The 19027-nt window shown below is 73.8% G+C and carries 17 protein-coding genes and 1 pseudogene; 10 read left to right on the top strand and 8 right to left on the bottom strand.

The genetic code is table 11. From position 1 onward, the window contains the following. Nucleotides 1–89: 89 nt before the first annotated feature. Together SM793_RS14410 and SM793_RS14405 are read left to right on the top strand one after the other, a co-directional pair. Nucleotides 90–653 (top strand): dihydrofolate reductase family protein, encoded by a 564-nt coding sequence (locus SM793_RS14410; protein ID WP_320438563.1) that lies wholly within the window; start codon nucleotides 90–92, stop codon nucleotides 651–653. A 176-nt stretch (nucleotides 654–829) separates the two neighbouring features. Next, complete coding sequence (locus SM793_RS14405) at nucleotides 830–2476, top strand: hypothetical protein (RefSeq protein WP_320438562.1); 1647 nt, start codon at nucleotides 830–832, stop codon at nucleotides 2474–2476. Between the two features lie 88 nt (nucleotides 2477–2564). On the opposite strand, the gene SM793_RS14400 is transcribed toward SM793_RS14405, so the two are convergent. Both SM793_RS14400 and SM793_RS14395 read right to left on the bottom strand, forming a co-directional pair. Then, nucleotides 2565–3791 carry an NlpC/P60 family protein gene (locus SM793_RS14400; RefSeq protein ID WP_320438561.1) on the bottom strand — a complete coding sequence of 409 codons (1227 nt, stop codon included), beginning with the start codon at nucleotides 3789–3791 and terminating at the stop codon, nucleotides 2565–2567. A 231-nt stretch (nucleotides 3792–4022) separates the two neighbouring features. Continuing rightward, nucleotides 4023–4874: a hypothetical protein gene (locus SM793_RS14395; protein ID WP_320438560.1), complete on the bottom strand. Its 852-nt coding sequence runs from the start codon at nucleotides 4872–4874 to the stop codon at nucleotides 4023–4025. A gap of 162 nt (nucleotides 4875–5036) precedes the next feature. Here SM793_RS14395 and htpG point away from each other — a divergent pair, with 162 nt between their 5' ends. Then, the gene (gene htpG, locus SM793_RS14390) at nucleotides 5037–7004 is read left to right on the top strand and encodes a molecular chaperone HtpG (RefSeq protein WP_320438559.1); all 1968 of its coding nucleotides are present in this window, start codon (nucleotides 5037–5039) and stop codon (nucleotides 7002–7004) included. Between the two features lie 171 nt (nucleotides 7005–7175). Here the strand turns inward: htpG and fabV are convergent, their stop codons facing one another. Then, entirely contained in the window at nucleotides 7176–8390 is a 1215-nt protein-coding gene (fabV, locus tag SM793_RS14385; RefSeq protein ID WP_320438558.1) for an enoyl-[acyl-carrier-protein] reductase FabV, read from the bottom strand. A 385-nt stretch (nucleotides 8391–8775) separates the two neighbouring features. On the opposite strand from fabV, the gene SM793_RS14380 reads away from it, so the two are divergent. Then, nucleotides 8776–10428: a phospholipase D-like domain-containing protein gene (locus SM793_RS14380; protein ID WP_320438557.1), complete on the top strand. Its 1653-nt coding sequence runs from the start codon at nucleotides 8776–8778 to the stop codon at nucleotides 10426–10428. 63 nt (nucleotides 10429–10491) lie between these two features. Here SM793_RS14380 and SM793_RS14375 read toward each other — a convergent pair whose 3' ends face one another. From SM793_RS14375 to SM793_RS14360, 4 genes and pseudogenes are all read right to left on the bottom strand, one after another. Next, complete coding sequence (locus SM793_RS14375) at nucleotides 10492–10758, bottom strand: hypothetical protein (protein ID WP_320438556.1); 267 nt, start codon at nucleotides 10756–10758, stop codon at nucleotides 10492–10494. Between the two features lie 149 nt (nucleotides 10759–10907). After that, nucleotides 10908–11726, bottom strand: coding sequence for a helix-turn-helix domain-containing protein (locus SM793_RS14370; RefSeq protein WP_320438555.1), 819 nt, complete (start codon nucleotides 11724–11726; stop codon nucleotides 10908–10910). 489 nt (nucleotides 11727–12215) lie between these two features. Then, nucleotides 12216–13079 (bottom strand): haloalkane dehalogenase, encoded by an 864-nt coding sequence (locus SM793_RS14365; RefSeq protein ID WP_320438554.1) that lies wholly within the window; start codon nucleotides 13077–13079, stop codon nucleotides 12216–12218. A 320-nt stretch (nucleotides 13080–13399) separates the two neighbouring features. Then, nucleotides 13400–13498, bottom strand: a pseudogene (locus SM793_RS14360) (LysR family transcriptional regulator); the annotation flags it as partial. Nucleotides 13499–13656: 158 nt separating this feature from the next. Here SM793_RS14360 and SM793_RS14355 point away from each other — a divergent pair. Continuing rightward, nucleotides 13657–14259, top strand: coding sequence for a dihydrofolate reductase family protein (locus SM793_RS14355; protein WP_320438553.1), 603 nt, complete (start codon nucleotides 13657–13659; stop codon nucleotides 14257–14259). Between the two features lie 194 nt (nucleotides 14260–14453). On the opposite strand, the gene SM793_RS14350 is transcribed toward SM793_RS14355, so the two are convergent. Beyond that, the gene (locus SM793_RS14350; RefSeq protein WP_320438552.1) at nucleotides 14454–15368 is read right to left on the bottom strand and encodes a LysR substrate-binding domain-containing protein; all 915 of its coding nucleotides are present in this window, start codon (nucleotides 15366–15368) and stop codon (nucleotides 14454–14456) included. Nucleotides 15369–15482: 114 nt separating this feature from the next. On the opposite strand from SM793_RS14350, the gene SM793_RS14345 reads away from it, so the two are divergent. The 5 genes from SM793_RS14345 to SM793_RS14325 all read left to right on the top strand — a co-directional run bounded on the left by SM793_RS14345 (nucleotide 15483) and on the right by SM793_RS14325 (nucleotide 18920). After that, nucleotides 15483–16409 carry a pseudouridine-5'-phosphate glycosidase gene (locus SM793_RS14345; RefSeq protein ID WP_320438551.1) on the top strand — a complete coding sequence of 309 codons (927 nt, stop codon included), beginning with the start codon at nucleotides 15483–15485 and terminating at the stop codon, nucleotides 16407–16409. Nucleotides 16410–16412: 3 nt separating this feature from the next. Beyond that, nucleotides 16413–17345 carry a carbohydrate kinase family protein gene (locus SM793_RS14340; protein WP_320438550.1) on the top strand — a complete coding sequence of 311 codons (933 nt, stop codon included), beginning with the start codon at nucleotides 16413–16415 and terminating at the stop codon, nucleotides 17343–17345. Between the two features lie 150 nt (nucleotides 17346–17495). Then, nucleotides 17496–18041, top strand: coding sequence for a DinB family protein (locus tag SM793_RS14335; protein WP_320438549.1), 546 nt, complete (start codon nucleotides 17496–17498; stop codon nucleotides 18039–18041). Nucleotides 18042–18219: 178 nt separating this feature from the next. Continuing rightward, entirely contained in the window at nucleotides 18220–18489 is a 270-nt protein-coding gene (locus SM793_RS14330; RefSeq protein WP_320438548.1) for a hypothetical protein, read from the top strand. A gap of 146 nt (nucleotides 18490–18635) precedes the next feature. Continuing rightward, nucleotides 18636–18920, top strand: coding sequence for a hypothetical protein (locus SM793_RS14325; protein WP_320438547.1), 285 nt, complete (start codon nucleotides 18636–18638; stop codon nucleotides 18918–18920). The last annotated feature ends 107 nt before the right edge of the window (nucleotides 18921–19027 follow it).

Raw genomic sequence — 19027 nt, 5'->3', positions numbered from 1 at the left:
TCCGTCCGGGGGACCCCGCCGGAGATGACGGCCCGCCCCGTGTCCGCCGGCCCTAGTGTCGGAGCCCGGTGACACGGAGGAGGGCCGGCATGCGCAAGGTGACGTACTCGATGGGCATCTCGCTCGACGGCTACATCGTCGGGCCCGACGGCGGTTTCGACTGGTCGGATCCGGACGAGGAGGTGTTCCGGCTCGCGCTCGACGAGCTCCGGGGGGTGGGCGTCCATCTGATGGGGCGGCGGCTGTACGAGACGATGCTGTACTGGGAGACCGCCGAGCAGGACCAGTCGCTCGACGAGGTCGAGCGGGAGTGGACGGCGCTCTGGAATCCGCTCCCGAAGGTGGTGTTCTCCACCACGCTGTCGGAGGTGCGGGGCAACGCCCGGCTGGCCACCGGCACCGTCGCGGAGGAGATCGCCCGGCTGCGGGCCGAGCCGGGGGAGGGGGAGATCGCCATCGGGGGCGCGACCCTCGCCGCCGCGGTGGCCGCGGCGGGCCTGATCGACGAGTACCGGCCCCGGGTGCACCCGGTGCTGGTCGGCGGCGGAATCCCGTACTTCCCGCGGCACGAGCGCCGGGAGGACCTCGAACTCCTGGAGGCCCGCACCCTCACCTCCCGGGTCCTCCACCTCCGCTACCGCGTCGTGCGGTAGGGCGTGTCGGCGTCCGGGCGCTCCCCGGAGGCCGCGCCTTCGAGCCGTTCCCCGGCCGTGGTCCGGCCGGTTCGGGCCACTGGCTGCGCGGGGGTGGGCGGCGGGCTACGTTCCGGGGCAGGGAGGCCCGCCCGTCCAGGGGGCGGCGCCGGTGGAGCGAGCGGGGAGCACGGCGGATGGCTGATCAGACTGTGGACGACCGGAACCTGTGGCGGTCGGTGTACAGCACGGAGGGCGGCTGGGGCGCGGACTCGCGGTTCCCCGGCCACCGGAGCGCGGCCGAGCCGGTCCTGGTGGCGCTCGACGACGAACTGCTGTGCCTGCACCGGGGCGAGCCGTACGGCAAGGGCGAGCACGACGTCCTCGACGTGCGGTGGACGGGGCTCGTCCCGGCCGAGGCCCGGCGGCGGACGGCGGAACTGGACGCGTTGAAGGACGGGGTGGCCGCCCGGAGGGCCGACCTGGACGGCGGGATCGCGGCCGCCGAGGCGGCGGTGGCGGAGGCGGTCACCTGGGCCCCGGACGCCGTCGTCGACACGGCGGTCCACTACGAGGGCAGGACCCGCGTCCGGTACGAGAACGCGGTGAGCAGCGGCACCCCGGCCGCGGCCGTGCACCACGGCGCCGTCCACGTCCTGCTGACGGTGCGGGACGCCGAGGAGCCCGACTCCCCGGCGCAGCTCGTGGAACTCGCGTACGGCCGGCCGCAGGGGGCCGGAGCGGACACGGCCCGTGGGTGGCGGGAGGGCCACGCGCTTCCCGTCCCGGGCGCCGAAGGGGTGGCCCTGGTCTCGTACCGGGGCGCGCTGCACGCCTTCGTCCCGGACCTCGGCGGTGGTGTCCACTGCGTGCGTGACGACGCGTCGGGGCGGTGGCGGCGGCTGGAGGGGCACGTCGAGGCGCTGGCGGGAGCGTCGTTCCTGGCCGCCGCCGTGCACGGGGACGGCATCCACGTCCTCGCCGGGGACGGCAGCGGGGAACGGCCCGGTCGGCTCGTGCACGTGGTGTTCGACGGCGCGGCCTGGACGGCACCGGTCGCGGTCGAGGCCGAGGTTTCCGCGAAGGTCGCGCTGGCCTCGCTCGACGGCGCCCTGCACGCTGTGTTCCCCGGCCGGGGCGGACCGCGGCTGTTCCACAGCGTCTTCGACGGCGCGGCCTGGACGGCGCCGGTCGCGGTCGCGGGGCACGACTCCCGGCACACCCCGGGCCTCCTCGCCCTCACCGACGGCCCGGAGGGGGACCGGCGGAGCGCGCTGCTGATGGTCCACCGGGGCGTGGAGGACTTCGTGCCGCCCCCGCGCCCGGCCCCGCCCGCCGAGCCGTCGGTGACCGGCACCGGCGCCTGGGTCGTCGGCGCCACGGTGGAGGGCTACGGTGGCGGCGGCTGGTCACGGGCCCGCTCCCACGTCGAGGCCGGTGCGGCGGAGTTCGACGACAACGGCCGGGCCACCAGGGGAATCCTGGCCGAGGCCCTCGTCCGGGCCGAGTACTACTGGGGCTTCTGCTACCAGGCCGACACCGCCGCGATCACCGGCCGCGCCGCCCTCTACGAGGTCGCCGCCGCGCCGGACGGCGGCGAGCGCCTGGAGCACCGGAGCGACCAGGACCGGCACTTCTCCGCCACTGCCGGCGCCGTCTCCCGCTCCACCGTGACCTGGCCCGACCTGGGCCCCGGGACGTACGAGATCCGCTTCACCGGACGGCGCAGCGGCGGCCACTGGTCCGCCACCGGCTCCGGCGGCTCCACCGGGGCCGGGGGGACCGGGAGCGTCGACCTCGGTGACGCGGACCTGGCCGTCTCCACCGTCCGCGTCACCGTCTGACCCCGGCGCGCGGCCGGGCCCGGAGCTCAGCGAGGCAGGGCGAGGCCAGGAGGCCGCCACGGCGCCGTGGCGGCCTCCCGGCGCTTCACTACGGCCGGACGGCGCCCATGTAGGGCATGACGCCGATCGCGAGGACCTCGATGTTCTTGCCCGTCCGGGGAGCGTGGATCATCTTGCCGTCGCCGATGTAGACGCCCACGTGATGCAGGTCGGGGTAGAAGAAGACCAGGTCACCGGGCTGGAGGTCGCCGCGGCCGATTCGGGTGCCGACCTTCCACTGCTCCTGGGACGTCCGGGGGAGGCTGACGTCGGCCGCGCGGTAGGCGGCGCCGGTGAGGCCGGAACAGTCGAAGCTGCTGGGGCCGGTCTTGCTCCAGCCGTAGGGCTTGCCGAGCTGGGCGTAGGCGAACTGCACGATGGCGGCGGCGCGTCCACCGGCGGCGGGCGGCGCCGGGGTGTTCGCGGCCGGCGGCGGTGGAGTGTTCGTGACGGGCGGCGCCGGGGTGTTCGCGGCTGGCGTCGGGGCGTTGGTGGCGGGGGCCGGCGGGGCGGTGGCGCCGCCCTTGCCGGCGTTCTCCTTCGCGGCGGCCTTGGCCTTGTCCGCAGCCGCCTTGTCCGCGGCCTCCTTGTCGGCGGCCTTGGCACGCTCGGCGGCAGCGGCCTGCTGGGCGGCGGCCTTGGCCTTCTCGGCGGCCTCCTGGGCGTTGATCTTGGCGCGCTCCTCGGCGCTCAGCTTGTTGAGCAGGGCCTCGGACTCGGCGAGCTTGCCCTGGACCTGGTTCTTCTGGGCGTTGAGCGAGGCACCGACGGCGTCGAGGTCGGCGAGGGTCGCGGCGGCCTCGGCCCGCTCCTGGTCGAGCTTGCGCTGTTCGTCCTGGGCCCGCCTGAGCAGGTTCGTCCAGGAGCCGGCGACCTGGTCCTGCACCGAGGCGCGTCCCAGGTAGGTGGCCGGATCGGAGTCGAGCATCAGCTGGATGCCCGGGTCGATGCCGTTGTTGCGGTACTGCTCGGCGCCCACCACACCGAGCTGGGTGCGCAGTTCGTTCATGGCTTCCTGGCCGCGGGCGACCTTCTCCTGGATCCGGTTGGCCTCGCCCTGGAGCTTCTGCTGCTTCTCCTGGAAGCCGTTGAAGCGCTCGATCGCCTGCTCGGCCTCCTCGTTCAGCCGGTCCACCTGCTCCTTGACGGAGGCGAGGGTGGGAGCGGGCTCGGCGTGGGCCGTGCCGGAGGCGAGCACCGCCCCGCCGGCCACGGCCGTGGTGATGACCGCCAGGCGGGCCCGGCTCGGCGGGCTGGGCTTGCGACGCTTTCCCATGGCGGTGGGTGCTCCTTCGGGTGGCCTGAACGGACACTGAAGAAACGTTCCGGGGATCTTCGCGGGTTCAGCCCGGGGCGCGGGGCGGCCCGAAAGGGCACGGTGGGGCAGACCGGGAACCCGCCCCGCGCCGCCGCTGGGTGGGCGGCGCCTAGGTGTCGGTCGCGCGCCGTTCCCGGCCTGCCGCCGTCGGCCCACCGTCGTCGGCCCACGGTCCCCGGCCCGCCGTTCTCAGCCCGCCGGACGGGCGACGGCGGGCTGTTCGGCGTCGCCGAAGCGGGCCAGGGTCAGGGCGCCGAGGACGGCGGCGCCGAAGCCCAGGACGGCCAGCGGGGTGAGGTCGTGACGGGTGCGGTCGCCGAGGAGGAGGACGCCGACGACGGCGGGTCCCAGCGTCTCGCCGAGCACCATGGCGGCCGTCGCGGCTGTGACCGACCCGGTCTGCATGGCCCAGGTGAGGGCGGCGAAACCGCCGAGGCCGGCCAGGGCGATCGCATAGGCGGAGGGTTCGGCGAGCAGGTCCGGCAGCCGGGGATCGGGCAGGACCCGGACGGCGACGCCGACCACGCCGAACTGGAGGCCGGCCAGCAGGCCCAGCAACGGGGCCCGGCGGTGGTCGGTGAGGCGGACCACCGCCCAGCCCGCGCCGATCAGCAGCAGCGAGGCGAGCAGCACACCGAGCCGCAGCGCCGTGCCGCCCCGGCCGGGGCCGTCCCGCCCGGCGCTCACCGCGAGCACGCACAGTCCCGCGCAGACCGCCGCCACCCCGGCCCACTCACTGCGCCGCAGCCGCACGTTCAGCACCTGGGCGGCGCCGACGGCGGTCACGGCGAGGGCGGAGGCCAGTACCGCCTCGACCTCGTACAGCGGGAGCCGGTCCAGGGCGAGGAGTTCGGCGCCGAAGCCGAGTATGTCCATCCCGACGCCCAGCAGGAACGGCCACTGCCGGAACGCCCCGGCGAGCGCCGCCGCCCCGCCCGGCGGCAGCCCGGCCGAGGCGCGACGGGCCCCGACCGCCTGGAGCACGGTGGCGGAGCCGGTGAGCAGGGCGGCGGCCAGGGCCGCGAGCAGGCCGGGGGACATGCGCCGACGGTACGGTCCGCCGCCGCCCGAGCTGGGCTCCGGCACGCCGGGGGGAGGGCCTACGATTTCCGTTGGCCGGTAGGTCTCCGTGCGGAGCCGCACCGTGTCCGTCCGTCATCACCATCAACACCGTCATGCTGTAGTGCTGAAAGGGGCCCCAGAGTGGCCAGTAGTGTCGAGACGCTGGAATTCCAGGCCGAGACCAGGCAGTTGCTCCGGCTGGTGATCCACTCGATCTACTCGAACAAGGACATCTTCCTGCGCGAGCTGATCTCGAACGCCTCCGACGCGTTGGACAAGCTGCGGCTGGAGTCGCTGACCGGCTCCACCGTCGGGGCCGACACCTCGGACCTGCACATCACCCTGGAGGTCGACCGCGACGCCCGCACGCTGACCGTCCGTGACAACGGGATCGGCATGAGCCGGGACGAGCTGGTCGACCTGATCGGCACCATCGCCAAGTCCGGGACCGCCGGCCTGCTGGAGAAGATCAAGGAGTCCCAGGACGCCGCCGCCGCGCAGAGCCTGATCGGACAGTTCGGCGTCGGCTTCTACTCGGCGTTCATGGTCGCCGACAAGGTCACCCTGCGTACCCGGCGGGCCGGTACCGACGCCGGTACCCGCTGGGAGTCCGACGGCGAGGGCACCTACGAGCTCGAGGCCGTCGACGGCCTGCCGGTGGGCACCTCGGTCACCCTGCACCTCAAGCCGGTGGACGGCGAGGACGGCCTGGCCGACTACCTGGCCGGGTGGAAGATCCGCCAGATCGTCAAGCAGTACTCGGACTTCATCCGCTGGCCGATCCGGATGGCCGCCGAGAACAGCGGGAGCACCGGTAGCAGCGAGAACAGCGGGAGCACCGCGAGTACCGGTACCGACGAGGAGCCCGCCGCCGAGCCCGCCGTCGAGACGCTCAACTCGATGAAGGCGCTCTGGGCCCGGCCGCGCAGCGAGGTCACCGAGGCCGAGTACACCGAGTTCTACCAGCAGATCAGCCACGACTGGCTCGCCCCCGCCGAGACCATCCACATGCGCGCCGAGGGCACCTTCGAGTACGAGGCGCTGCTCTTCGTCCCCGCGCAGGCGCCGTTCGACCTGTTCTCGCGCGAGACCAAGCGCGGCGTGCAGCTGTACGTCAAGCGGGTGTTCATCATGGACGACTGCGAAGCGCTGATGCCGAACTACCTGCGCTTCGTCAAGGGAGTGGTGGACGCCCACGACCTGTCGCTGAACATCTCGCGGGAGATCCTGCAGCACGACCGCCAGATCCAGGCCGTCCGGCGGCGCCTGGTCAAGAAGGTCCTCGGCGCGCTCAAGGCCGTGCAGGCCAACGACGCCGAGCGCTACGCCAAGCTGTGGGACCAGTTCGGCCGGGCGTTGAAGGAGGGCCTCGTCGAGGACCCCGACAACTCCCAGGCCCTGCTGGAGCTGCTGTCGCTCCCCTCCACCCACGACACCGAGCGGCCCACCACGCTGCGCGAGTACGTGGAGCGGATGAAGGAGGGCCAGGACGCCATCTACTACCTGACCGGCGAGACCCGGGCCACGGTGGAGAACTCCCCGCACATGGAGGCGTTCACCGCCAAGGGCTACGAGGTGCTGGTCCTCAGCGACCCGATCGACGAGATCTGGGCCGACCGGATCCCCGCCTTCGACGGCCACCGCTTCCAGTCCATCGCCAAGGGCCAGGTGGACCTGGACGAGACGGCCGGCGAGGACCAGGAGGCCGAGGCCGAGCGGACGCGGCGCGAGCAGGACTTCGCCGAACTGCTGCCCTGGCTGACCTCGGCGCTGTCCGAGCAGGTGAAGCAGGTCCGGCTGTCCTCGCGGCTGACCACCTCCGCGGCCTGCATCGTCGGTGACGCCGACGACATCTCCCCGACCCTGGAGAAGATGTTCCGGGCGACCGGACAGGAGATGCCCCCGGTCCGCCGCATTCTGGAGCTCAACCCCGGTCACCCGCTGATCACCGCCCTGCGCACCTCGCATGCGGCCGACCCGGGGAACCCGGCGCTGACCGAGATCGCCGAGCTGGTGTACGGCGGCGCGCTGCTCGCCGAGGGCGGGGACCTGCCCGACCCGGCGCGCTTCACCCGGCTGCTGACCACCCATCTGACGCGGGGTCTGTAGGGCCGCCCGGGTGCGGCCCGCCGCCCCCCGGCGGCGGCCCGCACCCGGCCTCCCGGCGGCTTCCGCACTCTCGTGTGGCGGCTCGCCGCCCGGCTGCCTGCTTGCTTGCCCGTCCCGTGACCCGTGACCCGGGGCCGGGGCCGGGGCCGGGCGGCCGACCCGTGCGGACGGTCAGCCTGCGGCGTCCGGCCAGGGGACGTCGGTGGCGACCGGAGCGGTGTAGTCGACGCCCGGCACGCCGAAGCCGTAGAGGCGCTGGACCTCGGCGCGGAACCAGTCGAGGTCGGCGAGCCCGGCGACGGTGTCCGTGGTGGCGGCCCGCCAGCGTTCGGCCACGGCGGCCTGGACGGCGTCGGCGAGTTCCCAGCCGTCCAGACGGACCCGGCCCTCCTCGTCGAGGGCGAGCGGGGCGGCGCCGGTGAGCTGGTCCCACAGGGCGGCGAGCTGGTGGACCGGCGGGACCATGCCCTCGCCGAGGACGCCGCGCAGCAGGCCGGTGTAGAGGGCGATACCGGGGACGGCGGTGGAGGACTGGGTGACGGCGGCGCCGTTGACGGAGGTCACGGCCCGCCCGCCCAGCTCCCGGCCGAGGCGCTCGTCCAGGGTCCGGGCGGTGGCCTCCAACTGGGCCTTGGCCGCGCCGATGGTGCCCTTGCGGTAGATCGCCTCGGTCAGCGGGGAGCCGATGTAGGAGAGCGCGGCGGTGGTGAAGCCCTCGGCGAGCAGGCCCCGTCCGGCCAGGTGGTCGATCCAGCGCGCCCAGTCCGCGCCGCCCATCACGGCCACCGTCTGCTCGATGTCGTCGCCCTCGGCCGGGGCGGTCTCGACCTCGCGGACCTCGGGGGCGCCCTCGTCGTCGAAGACCAGCGTCCTGGTGCTGGCCGTCCGGCCGATGGGCTTGAGGACGGAGGCGTAGGTGGTGCCGGTGTCGGGGTCGGTGCGGCGGGGTGCGGCCACCGAGTAGACCAGGTGGTCCAGCCGGCCGCCGAAGCGCTCCTGGAGCAGCTCGGCGACCTGGTCCTTCATCGGGTCGGAGAAGGCGTCGCCGTTCAGGAACACCAGGTCCCGTCCGGCCGCGCGGGCGAGTTCGGCGGTGGCGGCGGTGCGGTACCAGCCCGCGGTGGCGGTGCGCCGCCCGGTCGGGGCCTTCTCGAAGGACACCGCGATCCCGCGGACACCGGCCCGCTTGAGCCCGGCGACGGTGGCGGCGAGGCCGTAGCCGGCCGAGGAGCCGATGACCAGGGCGACCGGCCCGTCGCCGTCGGGCAGCCGGGCCGGGGCGGGGCAGGCCCCCCACATGTCGGTCACCAGCTGCCGGCAGCCCGCCGGGTGGGCGTCGAGGAAGAGGAAGCCCCGGTTGCGGGGGGTGAGAACGCGCGGGGTCATGGCGGTACGTCCTGGGGGTCGGCCGGGGTCGGCGGGAACGAGGTGCGGCGTCCGGTGGGGCCGCCGCGTGCTGCCAGTCTGCGGCGGCCGGGGTACGGATGCGGGCGGCGTCCGGGGACAACGATGGCGAGCGGATCTTGGAGGGGTTGCACCATGGGCGGCCCGGCGGCGAGGGGCCCGACGGCGAGGGGCCGATGGCGAGGGGCCCGACGGCCATGGGCCCGACGGACGGCGGGGGCCGGGTGGCGGGGGCCGAACGGCGGGTGCGATTCCGGCCGGTGGCTCATTGGCATGGGCGGATTGGACTCGATGTTACTTCTGGGTAATCTTGCGGCGTCCGGCGGGTGAACCACGAAGCGCCCGCCATGCTCTGAAGGAACATCACGTGTCCCGACCCGGCTCCCGCCGCTCCGGTCGCGCGCTGCGCACCGCCCTCGCCGCCGCCGCGACCACCACCCTGCTCGCCGCCGTCCCCACCGCGCCCGCCCACGCGGCCGCCGGGGCACCGGCCGCCTCGGGCGCCACCCACCTCGACGCCGTCGAGCGTGTCCTGCGGGAGGTGTCCCCCGGACTGGAGGGCACCGTGTGGCAGCGCACCGAGGGCAACAGCCTGCCCGGCGCCGGGAACGCCGCCGACCCGGCCGACTGGCTGCTCCAGACGCCCGGCTGCTGGGGCGACCCCGCCTGCGCCGACCGGCCCGGCACCCGCGCGCTGCTGGCGAAAATGACCGCCGACGTCGCCGCCGCGACCCGCACCGTCGACATCTCCACCCTCGCGCCGTTCCCCGACGGCGGCTTCGAGGACGCCCTCGTGGCCGGCCTGAAGGCCGCCGTCGCGGCCGGCCACCGCCCCGTCGTACGGATCCTGGTCGGCGCCGCGCCGGTCTACCACGCCAATGTGCTGCCCTCCCGCTACCGGGACGAACTGGCCGCCAGGCTCGGCCCGGCCGCCGCCTCGGTCAGCCTGAACATCGCCTCGATGACGGCCTCGCGCACCGCCTTCTCCTGGAACCACTCCAAGATCCTGGTCGTCGACGGACGCACCGTCATCTCCGGCGGAGTCAACGGCTGGAAGAACGACTACCTCGACACCACCCATCCGGTGTCGGACGTCGACCTCGCGCTGAACGGCCCCGCCGCGACCTCCGCCGCCCGCTACCTGGACACCCTCTGGGAGTGGACCTGCGGGCGCACCGGGCTGTTCGACAACGCGTGGTTCGCCTCCTCGGACGGCGGCGGGTGCCGACCGTCGATCGAGCGCGAGCTCAACCCGCCGGCCGTCGCCACCGGCGGCATCCCGGTGATCGCCGTCGGCGGCCTCGGCGTCGGCGTCAAGGACGTCGACCCCGCGTCCGCGTACCGGCCCGGGCCGGTGGCGGGCGCGGCGGACGCCAAGTGCGGCATGCTCACCCTGCACGACAACACCAACGCCGACCGCGACTACGAGACGGTCAACCCCGAGGAGAACGCCCTGCGCGCCCTCGTCGGCAGTGCGCGCAAGCACATCGAGATCTCGCAGCAGGACCTCAACGCCACCTGCCCGCCGCTGGCCCGCTACGACTCCCGCCTCTACGACACCCTCGCGGCCAAGCTCGCCGACGGGGTCAAGGTGCGGATCGTGGTCAGCGACCCGGCCAACCGGGGCGCGGTCGGCAGCGGCGGCTACTCGCAGATCAAGTCCCTCGCCGAGATCAGCGACGTGCTCAAGGCCCGGCTGACCGCGCTCGCCGGCGACAAGGGGAAGGCCGCCGCCGCGATGTGCGGCAACCTGCAGCTCGCCACCTTCCGCGCCGCACCCACCGCCACCTGGGCCGACGGCCACCCGTACGCGCTGCACCACAAGCTGGTCGCGGTGGACGACTCCGCCTTCTACATCGGCTCGAAGAACCTCTACCCGGCCTGGCTGCAGGACTTCGGCCACATCGTCGAGGACGGCAACGCCGCCGCCCAGCTCGACCGCGAGCTGCTCGCGCCGGAGTGGAAGTACTCGCAGGCGACGGCGACCGTCGACTGGACCACCGGGCTCTGCCGCGCCTGAACCGCGCCTGACCCGTCCCTGAGCCGTTCCTGAGCCGCTCGACCGACCGGCCCCGGCGGTGCGTCAGTCCTCGAGCGCGGAGCGGTCCCGGGTGTGCGCGCGGTCGCGTTCGCGTCCGCGGTCGTGGGCACGGCAGGGGAGGTGGCGGGTGAGCGCGTCGCCGCAGTTGGCCGCGGCCATCCGTCGCACCAGGTTCGCCGCCCGGCTGACGAGCGGGCGCAGCCGGGCCCGCAGGGCCGCGTCGGCGCGGGTGTCGAGCTGCTCGACGGCGGTGCGGAGCCGGGTGACGAGGCGTGCGGTACCGCGAAGTGCGCGGCGGAGGTGGTTCACGCGAGTGCAACCGGCGACTCACCCGACCGGTTCCGGCCGGGGGCCGGGTGGCCGATGCCAGCCACCTTTCCGTGCGCCCCGCGCGCCCTGTCCGCGCCCCGTCCGCGCCCGCGTGAACGGAACGTGCGGGGCGCCCGCCCGCCCCGGCGTCACCGGTCCGAGCGTCCAATGGCTCCTCGAACGGCATCCGGTCGTTCGCCGGTCCGCCGCTCACGGCGGCCATCGGTGACCGTGACCGCCAGGCCGGCCGGCACGGTCGCCCGGTGGTCCGGGCGGACGATCGCGCGGGCCTGCTCCGCGGCGCGGGTGAGGCTGGCGGAGACGAAGTCGGCGAAGCCGGCGATCTCCCGCAGGCGGGTGGCGGCCGAGGAGTCGGGGCCGAGGATACCGACGCCCTGCCGCGCTGTCTCGGCGAACCGGGCGGAGTCGCGGGCGCCGGCCAGCATCGACTCGTACCAGGCGTCGACGTCGGCGACGTACCGCTCGCGGCGTTCGTCGCGCTCCCGGCGAACCACGCCCTGCCCGTCGAGGTGCTCGACCGCCTTGAAGACGGACGCCGGGCTGACGCGTAGGCGCTGGACGAGTTCGGCGGCGGTGAGGCTGCCGCCGTCGCTGACGAGGAGGCAGGTCAGTACCCGGGCCGACATGTTGGGCAGACCCCCGCGGACGAGGGCGGCGACGAGCAGCTCCTGATAGTCGCGCACCGCCTCGACGTCGCGGCCGTGGGTCTGCGGGGTCGCCGTCGGGGCCCGGAGCGCGGCCGTACTCCGGCGCCGAGCGCGGCGTTCGGTGGCGCGGTGGGCCAGGGTGGCGCGGTACGCGTTCGGGCCGCCGTTGCGCATCACCTCGCGGGTGATCGTCGAGGTGGGGCGGTCCAGGCGCCTGGCGATCTCCGCGTAGGAGAGCCCTTCGGCCAGCCCCAGCGCGATCCGCCGACGTTCCTGCTGAGTGAGTCTGCCTCCCGGCACCGGATTCTCCCCTCGCTTCCCCGATGCCGCCAACCTAGCGTTCCAGCCCAGGTCAATGCAACGAGCCGAGCGACAGTCATTGCATTGAACGGCATGACAGTGCAACGATTTGAAGGCGTTGACCTGCGGAGATATCCAAGGTATGCAACAAGTCTGTTGCCAAAATGGCGAACACAACGTAGCGTTTTCGATGTCAGAAACAACGAGTCGAAGGACGCGCTGAAGACCACCGACGGCGCACCCGACCACCGGTACGGCACCGGCCCGGACAGCACCGCCAACACCGTCCCGATGCGCGAGGTCGGCCTACCGCCCCGCCGCCATCGCCCTCGGGCCCGAGCTGCTGGGCGAGCTCTTCTCCTCGTCCCGACACGATGGCCCGTCGCTCCTCCGGGAGCGACGGGCCATCGGGTTGGGGCCGGCTGGTAGGACAGGTCCAGCACACCGGTGGAGCAGACCCGCCCGAGGGTCAGGGCCCCGGTGGACGGGTCAGCGGAGCTTGTGGCGGTCGGCCCAGCCGGCGACGGCGGCGGCGATCGCGAGCGGCTGGTCCTCCGGGGTGTGGTGCCCGGCGACCGCGTCGCTGTGCTCGATCTCCAGCGCGGCGATGCTGCGCGCGCACCAGTCCACGATCGCGGGGCCCATCATGACGCCGGGGCCGGGGGCGAAGGTGAGGAGCAGCTTGGGAACGTCCGTGCTGCTCGCCAGCCACGCGTCGTACGCCTCGATCCGGGCCACGACGTCGGCGGGTTCGCCGCCGAGCGGCATCGACCGGGGCCACTGCAGCAGCGGGCGGCGGCTCTGCCCGGTCGGGTAGGGCCGCCGGTAGACGTCCAGGTCCGCCGGGTCGATCGGGGTGGCGACGGTGCCGGGGAGCGCCTGCTCGATGAAGGCGTTCTCGTCGAGGATCATGGCCTCGCCGACGCCCGGCGTCTTGATCGCCTCGAACAGCGGCCGGCCGCCCTCGGGGAACTCCTCCCAGGTCATCGGCTTGACGATGGTCTCGGTGAACGCGATGCCGCGCACCCGGCCGGGGTGGCGGGCGGCCCAGTCGAAGGCGAGCGCGCCGCCCCAGTCGTGACCGATCAGCACCACCTCGTCGAGGCCGAGCACGTCGAACCACGCGTCCAGGTAGCGGGCCTGGTCGGCGAAGGTGTAGTCGATGTCGGGCTTGCCGGACTCGCCCATGCCGATCAGGTCCGGGGCCAGCAGCCGGCCCGGTCCGCCGACGGCGGGCAGGACGTCTCGCCACAGGTGGGAGGAGGTGGGGTTGCCGTGCAGGAAGACCAGCGGCGCACCGGCGCCGTGCTCCCGGTGGAACATCGTGGAGTCGAGTACGGGCTGAACGGGCAAAGGAGCGCCTCTCATTCGGGTGTCCGGGCTCGGGGGCTCCGGAATTCAGGCGTCGGGACGTACGGATTCCGGCCGGAACACCGCCGCGGCCCCGAAACGATTGCGGGTCCACGGCTCTCGACGCGAGGCTGCGCAACGGCGCCGGCCGGAATACCCGCCGGGCACGAAAACTATGGTGCACCGGTATTCGAGTCAAACGATTCGGCGGCGCATTCCGCCCTTTCCCCAGGTGAGCGGCTGCGCAACCGTTGCAATGGAAATGCCGGTGAATGCAACCGGATGTGCCCGCGCGGCAGGACTCCGGGCAGTCCTGCCGGGACACGCTCCTGCTTCTTGACGGCCTGGCCGACCCGGGTCACCGAGAGGTGCAGGCGCTCGGCCGTCCGGCCGAAGTGGAGTTCCTCGCCGACCGCCCCCATTGCATTCGGCGACAAGCCCGTTGCAACGATTTCCCCCGATTGACCTGCCCGGACGCGGAATTCGAACGGCCGAGCGTTTGCCTGGCCTCCGCACCCGGAATAGTTTTGCCCCAGCCGCGGACAACAGCGGCCCAGCACACCAGGAAACGAGAAATCCCATGCGCATTGCGATCGGCGAGTTCATCAGCCTGGACGGCGTCGTCCAGGCACCCGGACAGCCGGACGAGGACACCGACGGCGGCTTCGCCCATGGCGGCTGGACCCACCCGTTCTTCGACCCGGAGGTGATGGGCGGCGCCCTGGCCGAGTGGCAGTCCACCACCGACGCCCTGCTGTTCGGGCGCCGCACCTGGCAGACCATGGCCGCGGCCTGGCCGGACCGGGCCGGCGACCCGTTCGCCGACCACATGAACGCCATAGCCAAGTACGTCGTGACCAGCACCCTCGACGAGTCCGAGCTGACGTGGAACAACACCACGCGCATCCCCGGCGACCAGGCGCTGGACCGGATCAAGCAGCTGCGCGAGGCCGAGGGCCGCGACCTGGTGGTCATGGGGAGCGCGTCCCTCACCCGGGTGCTGCTCACCGAGGGCCTGGTGGACGAACTCCGGCTCATGGTCCTGCCGGTGACCGTCGGCGGCGGCAAGACGATCTTCCCGGCCGACGGCCACCTCCGCACCTTCGACCTGGTCTCCACGGTCGTCAGCGGCACCGGCGTGAACGTCTGCACCTACCGGCCGAAGGCCGCGGCCGGGGTGTAACCGGCCCGGCTCGCGGGCCCGCCGGCTCTACGCCGCGACGCCCAAGGACCGGACGAGTTCCGCTCGTGCGTGGACGCCTCCGCGCACACCGCGGCCGGGGTCCGGCGGCTGCGGGTGACCGACGTCGGCGGCTACTTCCCCGGTACGGTCAACAGCTGGTCGCTCCGGTTCTGACCACCACTCGGCCGGAGCGCTCAGCAAGTCTCCAGGGCGGCCGCCTCCTCCCGGACCAGCTCGCGCAGGGCGGCGAGCCCGGGGCGGCGGTCGTCCAGGCGCCACTGGAGTTCCAGTGGGAGCGTGGCCCGGCCGGCCAGCCGCACCGTGACCACGTCCTCGGTGAGGTGGCCGGTCATCGAGGCGGGGACGAGGGAGAAGGCGCGGCTCTGCGACAGCAGGTAGAGCCGGGAGCCGACGATCCGGGCCGGGCCGACCAGGACCGGTGGCTCCACCCCGCGTTCCGCGCACAGCCCCAGCACATGGTCGTAGTAGCGCGGGCTCTGTTCGCGCGGCCACAGCAGCAGCGGCAGGTCGCCGAGCTCGTCCAGCCGGACGGCGTCCCGCCCGGCCAGCGGATGGTCCCGGCTGAGGGCGACGCGCACCGGCTCGTCGGCGATCCGCTCGCGCCGGTAGCCGGGGACGTCGTCGAGGAACCGGCCGAGGCCGAGGTCGGCGAGTTCGCCCGCCAGGGTGGCGGACACCCGGCCGGTGTCGACCGAGAGTTCGGCCAGGACGAGTTCCGGCAGTTCGCGCTCGGCCCGGCTCACCACGGCCGGCAGCAGCCGGTTGACCACCGTCGGGGAGGCGACGATCCGCGCCGTGCCGAGCCTGGCCTCCTCGTGCAGCCGGACCCGGGCGAGCAGGGTGCCGGCCTGGTCCAGCAGTCGGGCGGACTCGGCGGCCATCACCTCCCCGGCGGAGGTCAGCCGGACGGACCGGCGGCTGCGGTCGAACAGCTCCACCCCGACGGCGCGCTCCAGCCGGGCGACCTCCTGGCTGACCGTCGGCTGGGAGATGTGCAGGCGCTCGGCCGCCCGGCCGAAGTGCAGGGTGTCGGCCACCGTGAGGAAGACCTCCAGCTGGCGCAGGGTGAGACTCGAAACGCGACTCATAGTCCGAAGCCTATGAGAAGGGCCGGTATTCATCCTGGTTCCCGATGTGATCGCTCCCTAGGCTGAGTTCACCGCTGCCACACCGTGGTGGCAGCCTCACAGGGAGCACACGCCATGACCGGACTGCCCATCCGCATCTCCCAGGAAGTCGCCGAGGCCGTCGCCGCCGGCGCCCCCGTCGTCGCCCTGGAGTCGACGATCTTCACCCACGGGCTGCCCCGGCCGCGCAACCTGGAGGTCGCGCTGGAGGCGGAGGAGCGGCTGCGCGCCGCCGGTGTCGTCCCGGCCACCATCGGCGTCCACGCGGGCGTGCCGACGGTCGGCCTGTCCACGGCGCAGATCGAGGAGCTGTCGGCGGCCGACGGCCTCGACAAGGCGAGCCTGCGCGACCTCCCGGTGGTGGCGGCGCTCGGCCGGCACGGCGGCACCACCGTCGCCGCGACCGCCTTCCTCGCCCACCGGGCCGGCGTCCGGGTCTTCTCCACCGGCGGCCTCGGCGGCGTCCACTTCGGCGCCTCCGAGAGCTTCGACGAGTCCGCCGACCTGACCACCCTGGCCGCCACCCCGGTCACCGTGATCAGCGCCGGCGTGAAGTCGATCCTCGACATCCGGGCCACCCTGGAGCGCTTCGAAACCCTCAACATCCCCGTCATCGGCTACCGCACCCGCCGCTACCCCGGCTTCTACATCACCGACTCCGGCCATGAGATCGCCTACCGGGTCGACACCCCGGAGGAGGCGGCGCGGGTGATCGAGGCCCGCGACGGACTCGACCTGCCGCAGGCCGTCCTGATCGCCAACCCGGTCGACCCGGACAAGCAGCTCCCGCCGCGGGAGCTCGACGCCCTGCTGACCCGCGCCTGGGCCGAGGCGGACGCCCGCGGCATCAAGGGCAACGCCTCCACCCCGTTCCTGCTCGACTTCATCCAGCGTGACACCCAGGGCCGCAGCCTGGAGGTGAACATCGAGGTCTACCGGGGCAACGTCCGTCTCGGCGGGGAGATCGCCACCGCGCTGGCCGCCGCCCGGAACGAGGGCTGACCGGTGCTGGGAGTGCTCGGCGACCTCGTCGAGGACGTCGTCGTCTGGGTGGCCGGACCGCTGCGCCACGGCACCGACTCCACCGCCCGGGTCTTCCGGCAGCGCGGCGGCAGCGCCGCGAACGTCGCGGCCTTCGCCGCCGCGCAGTGCCCGGTCCGCTTCCTGGGCTGCGTCGGCGACGACCCGGCCGGCGGCGGCCTGGCCGCCGAACTGGCCGGCCACGGCGTGGACGTCCGGGTCGCGCACCGGGGCCGGACCGGCAGCATCGTGGTGCTGATCGACGACGCGGGCGAACGCACCATGCTGCCCGACCGGGGCGCGGCCACCCTGCTGGAGACCGTCCCGGACACCTGGCTGGACGGCCTGACCCATCTGCACGTACCCGCCTACTCCTTCGACGGCGAACCGGTCGGCACGACGGCCGTCGACGCGCTGCGCCGGGTCCGCTCGGCCGGCGGGACCACCTCGCTGGACGCCTCCTCCACCGGGATGCTGGAGGGCTTCGGACGCGAGCGCTTCCTGGCCCTCGCCGAGGAACTGGCGCCGACCCTGCTGTTCGCCAACCGCTCCGAGTCCGCCTACCTGGGGCTGCTCGTCGACGGGCGGCCCGGCCCGGAGCGGGCCCGGCTGGCGGCCACCACGGTGGTTACCAAGTCGGGGGCGGAGGCGACCACGATCGACGTGCCGGGGGAGGCGCCGTTCACCGTGCCGGTCCCGCCGGTGGGCGAGGTCCGCGACCTCACCGGCGCGGGCGACGCCTTCGCGGCCGGGTTCCTCGCGGCCTTCCTGGACGCGCGGCTGACGGGGGCCGGACCGGGCACGTCGGGAGCGGCGGGAGTGCCGGGAGTGCCGGGTCTGCGCGAGGCGGCGGCGCGCGGGCACCGCTGCGCGGCGCGGGTGCTGGGCTCGCCCGGTGCCTCCTGCGCGGAGGACTGAGCGGGGGCGGCGGCCGGGGTGTGGTCGGGGGCCGTTCCGAGGGCACTCCGACCGTCATCTAGGTCATCATCTGACCTAGACGGCTCCTATCGTGGTCCACGTCGGACGAAACGGCCCGACGCACCACGGCAACCACGAAGGCGGAGCACCATGAACGGCACCACGGCCACCACCCCCACCGTCGCGGCCACCGGCGAGCGCGCCGACCTGCTGGACCAGATCACCAAGCAGCGCCACTTCCTGCGGTACACCACCCGGGACCTGACGGACGAGCAGGCCGCGCGCCGGACCACCGCCGGCGAACTGTGCCTGGGGGGTCTCATCAAGCACGTGACGACCTGTGAGCGCACCTGGGTGGACTTCATCCTCGAAGGCCCCTCCGCGATGCCCGACTTCGCGAACATGACCCAGGACGACCTCGACAGCCGCGCGGACGATTTCAAGCTGCTGCCCGGCGAGACGCTCGCGGGCGTGCTCGCCGACTACGCCGAGACGGCCCGCCGCACGGACGAGCTGATCGCCGTCCTGCCCGACCTCGACGTCTCGCACCCGCTGCCGGCGGCCCCGTGGTTCGAGGCCGGCGTCCGCTGGTCCGCCCGCCGGGTGCTGCTCCACGTGATCGCCGAGACCGCGCAGCACGCGGGTCACGCCGACATCCTGCGCGAGTCGCTGGACGGCGCCAAGTCCATGGGCTGAGGCCCGTCCTGCCCTCCGGGCGGGCCCCCCTTGGGGGCGGTGAGCGGTGGGCGCCCCGGTGAGCGGTGGGCCCGCCCCTTGTCCGGGACACGCTCACCAACGGCGCAGTGTCCGCCGCCCGGGGCGACGGGTCCGGTAGTCAATGGCTCGTCCCATCGCCACCCGAAAGGGGTTCGCCATGACCCTCGCCCTGACTCCCGCCTTGACTCCCGGCCTGACCTTCGTCAAGTCCGCCGCCCGGGCCGTCGGCTCCGTCCTGCTGTTCGCCGCCCCGCTGCTCGCACTGCCGCTCGCCACCGCGCAGCCGGCCGCCGCCGAGGGCCCGCACAACGCCAAGGAGGCCGCCGTCTGCCGCCAGATGCTCGGCGGCTTCCTCGGTTTCACAGGCTCGACCGCGAGTGCGGTCTGCGCCGTCCAGCCGGAGGCCGGTGCGGCCACGACCCGCTGAGGCGCGGTCCGTTGCGGGGCGGTCCGTTGCGGGGCGTCGGTGGGTGGGCCGGTTGAGACCGAGGTTCAAGATCATGTCATGATGTTACTGACGGGTTATCGCTTGATGTCCCGTCAGTGAACCTCGCACGACCGTAAGGAATCACCATGCGTCGACGCTTTCCCGCCCTCGTCCTGACCGCCGTTCTGGCCGGCGGTGGCCTGGCCACTGTGGCCCAGGTCGCCACCGCTCAGCCCGCGGCGGCCGGTTCGATCACCGTGAACATCAACCAGCTGCGCCAGCAGGTCTCCGACCTGCGCCAGAAGGCCGCCACCCTGGACCACTACGGCGCGCACGCCGAGGCCGCCAAGGCCCGTTCGCAGGCCGACGCGATCCAGCGCCGCATCGACCAGCTGGAGAAGGCCGAGCGCGAGGCGGGCCGCCGCTTCTGACGGCCACGCACCGACAGCGGCACCACCGACGGCGCCGTCCGCCCCGCCCGTACGGGCCGGGGCGGACGGCGCCGCCGCATGCGGCGCGGCCGGTCCCACGGGGGCGC

Source organism: Kitasatospora purpeofusca, assembly GCF_034043715.1.
Lineage (GTDB): Bacteria > Actinomycetota > Actinomycetes > Streptomycetales > Streptomycetaceae > Kitasatospora > Kitasatospora purpeofusca_A.
Note: the sequence above shows the minus strand (reverse complement) of the source record. Positions and strands in the feature narration are given on the sequence as shown.

Bases quoted from the DNA above. Each gene is read 5' to 3' on its own strand.
- SM793_RS14410 (WP_320438563.1), top strand. From the start codon at position 90: ATGCGCAAGGTGACGTACTCGATGGGCATCTCGCTCGACGGCTACATC.
- SM793_RS14350 (WP_320438552.1), bottom strand. From the start codon at position 15,368: ATGAGTCGCGTTTCGAGTCTCACCCTGCGCCAGCTGGAGGTCTTCCTC.
- fabV (WP_320438558.1), bottom strand. From the start codon at position 8,390: ATGACCCCGCGCGTTCTCACCCCCCGCAACCGGGGCTTCCTCTTCCTC.
- SM793_RS14400 (WP_320438561.1), bottom strand. From the start codon at position 3,791: ATGGGAAAGCGTCGCAAGCCCAGCCCGCCGAGCCGGGCCCGCCTGGCG.
- SM793_RS14405 (WP_320438562.1), top strand. From the start codon at position 830: ATGGCTGATCAGACTGTGGACGACCGGAACCTGTGGCGGTCGGTGTAC.
- SM793_RS14330 (WP_320438548.1), top strand. From the start codon at position 18,220: ATGACCCTCGCCCTGACTCCCGCCTTGACTCCCGGCCTGACCTTCGTC.
- SM793_RS14325 (WP_320438547.1), top strand. From the start codon at position 18,636: ATGCGTCGACGCTTTCCCGCCCTCGTCCTGACCGCCGTTCTGGCCGGC.
- SM793_RS14335 (WP_320438549.1), top strand. From the start codon at position 17,496: ATGAACGGCACCACGGCCACCACCCCCACCGTCGCGGCCACCGGCGAG.
- SM793_RS14395 (WP_320438560.1), bottom strand. From the start codon at position 4,874: ATGTCCCCCGGCCTGCTCGCGGCCCTGGCCGCCGCCCTGCTCACCGGC.
- SM793_RS14355 (WP_320438553.1), top strand. From the start codon at position 13,657: ATGCGCATTGCGATCGGCGAGTTCATCAGCCTGGACGGCGTCGTCCAG.
- SM793_RS14345 (WP_320438551.1), top strand. From the start codon at position 15,483: ATGACCGGACTGCCCATCCGCATCTCCCAGGAAGTCGCCGAGGCCGTC.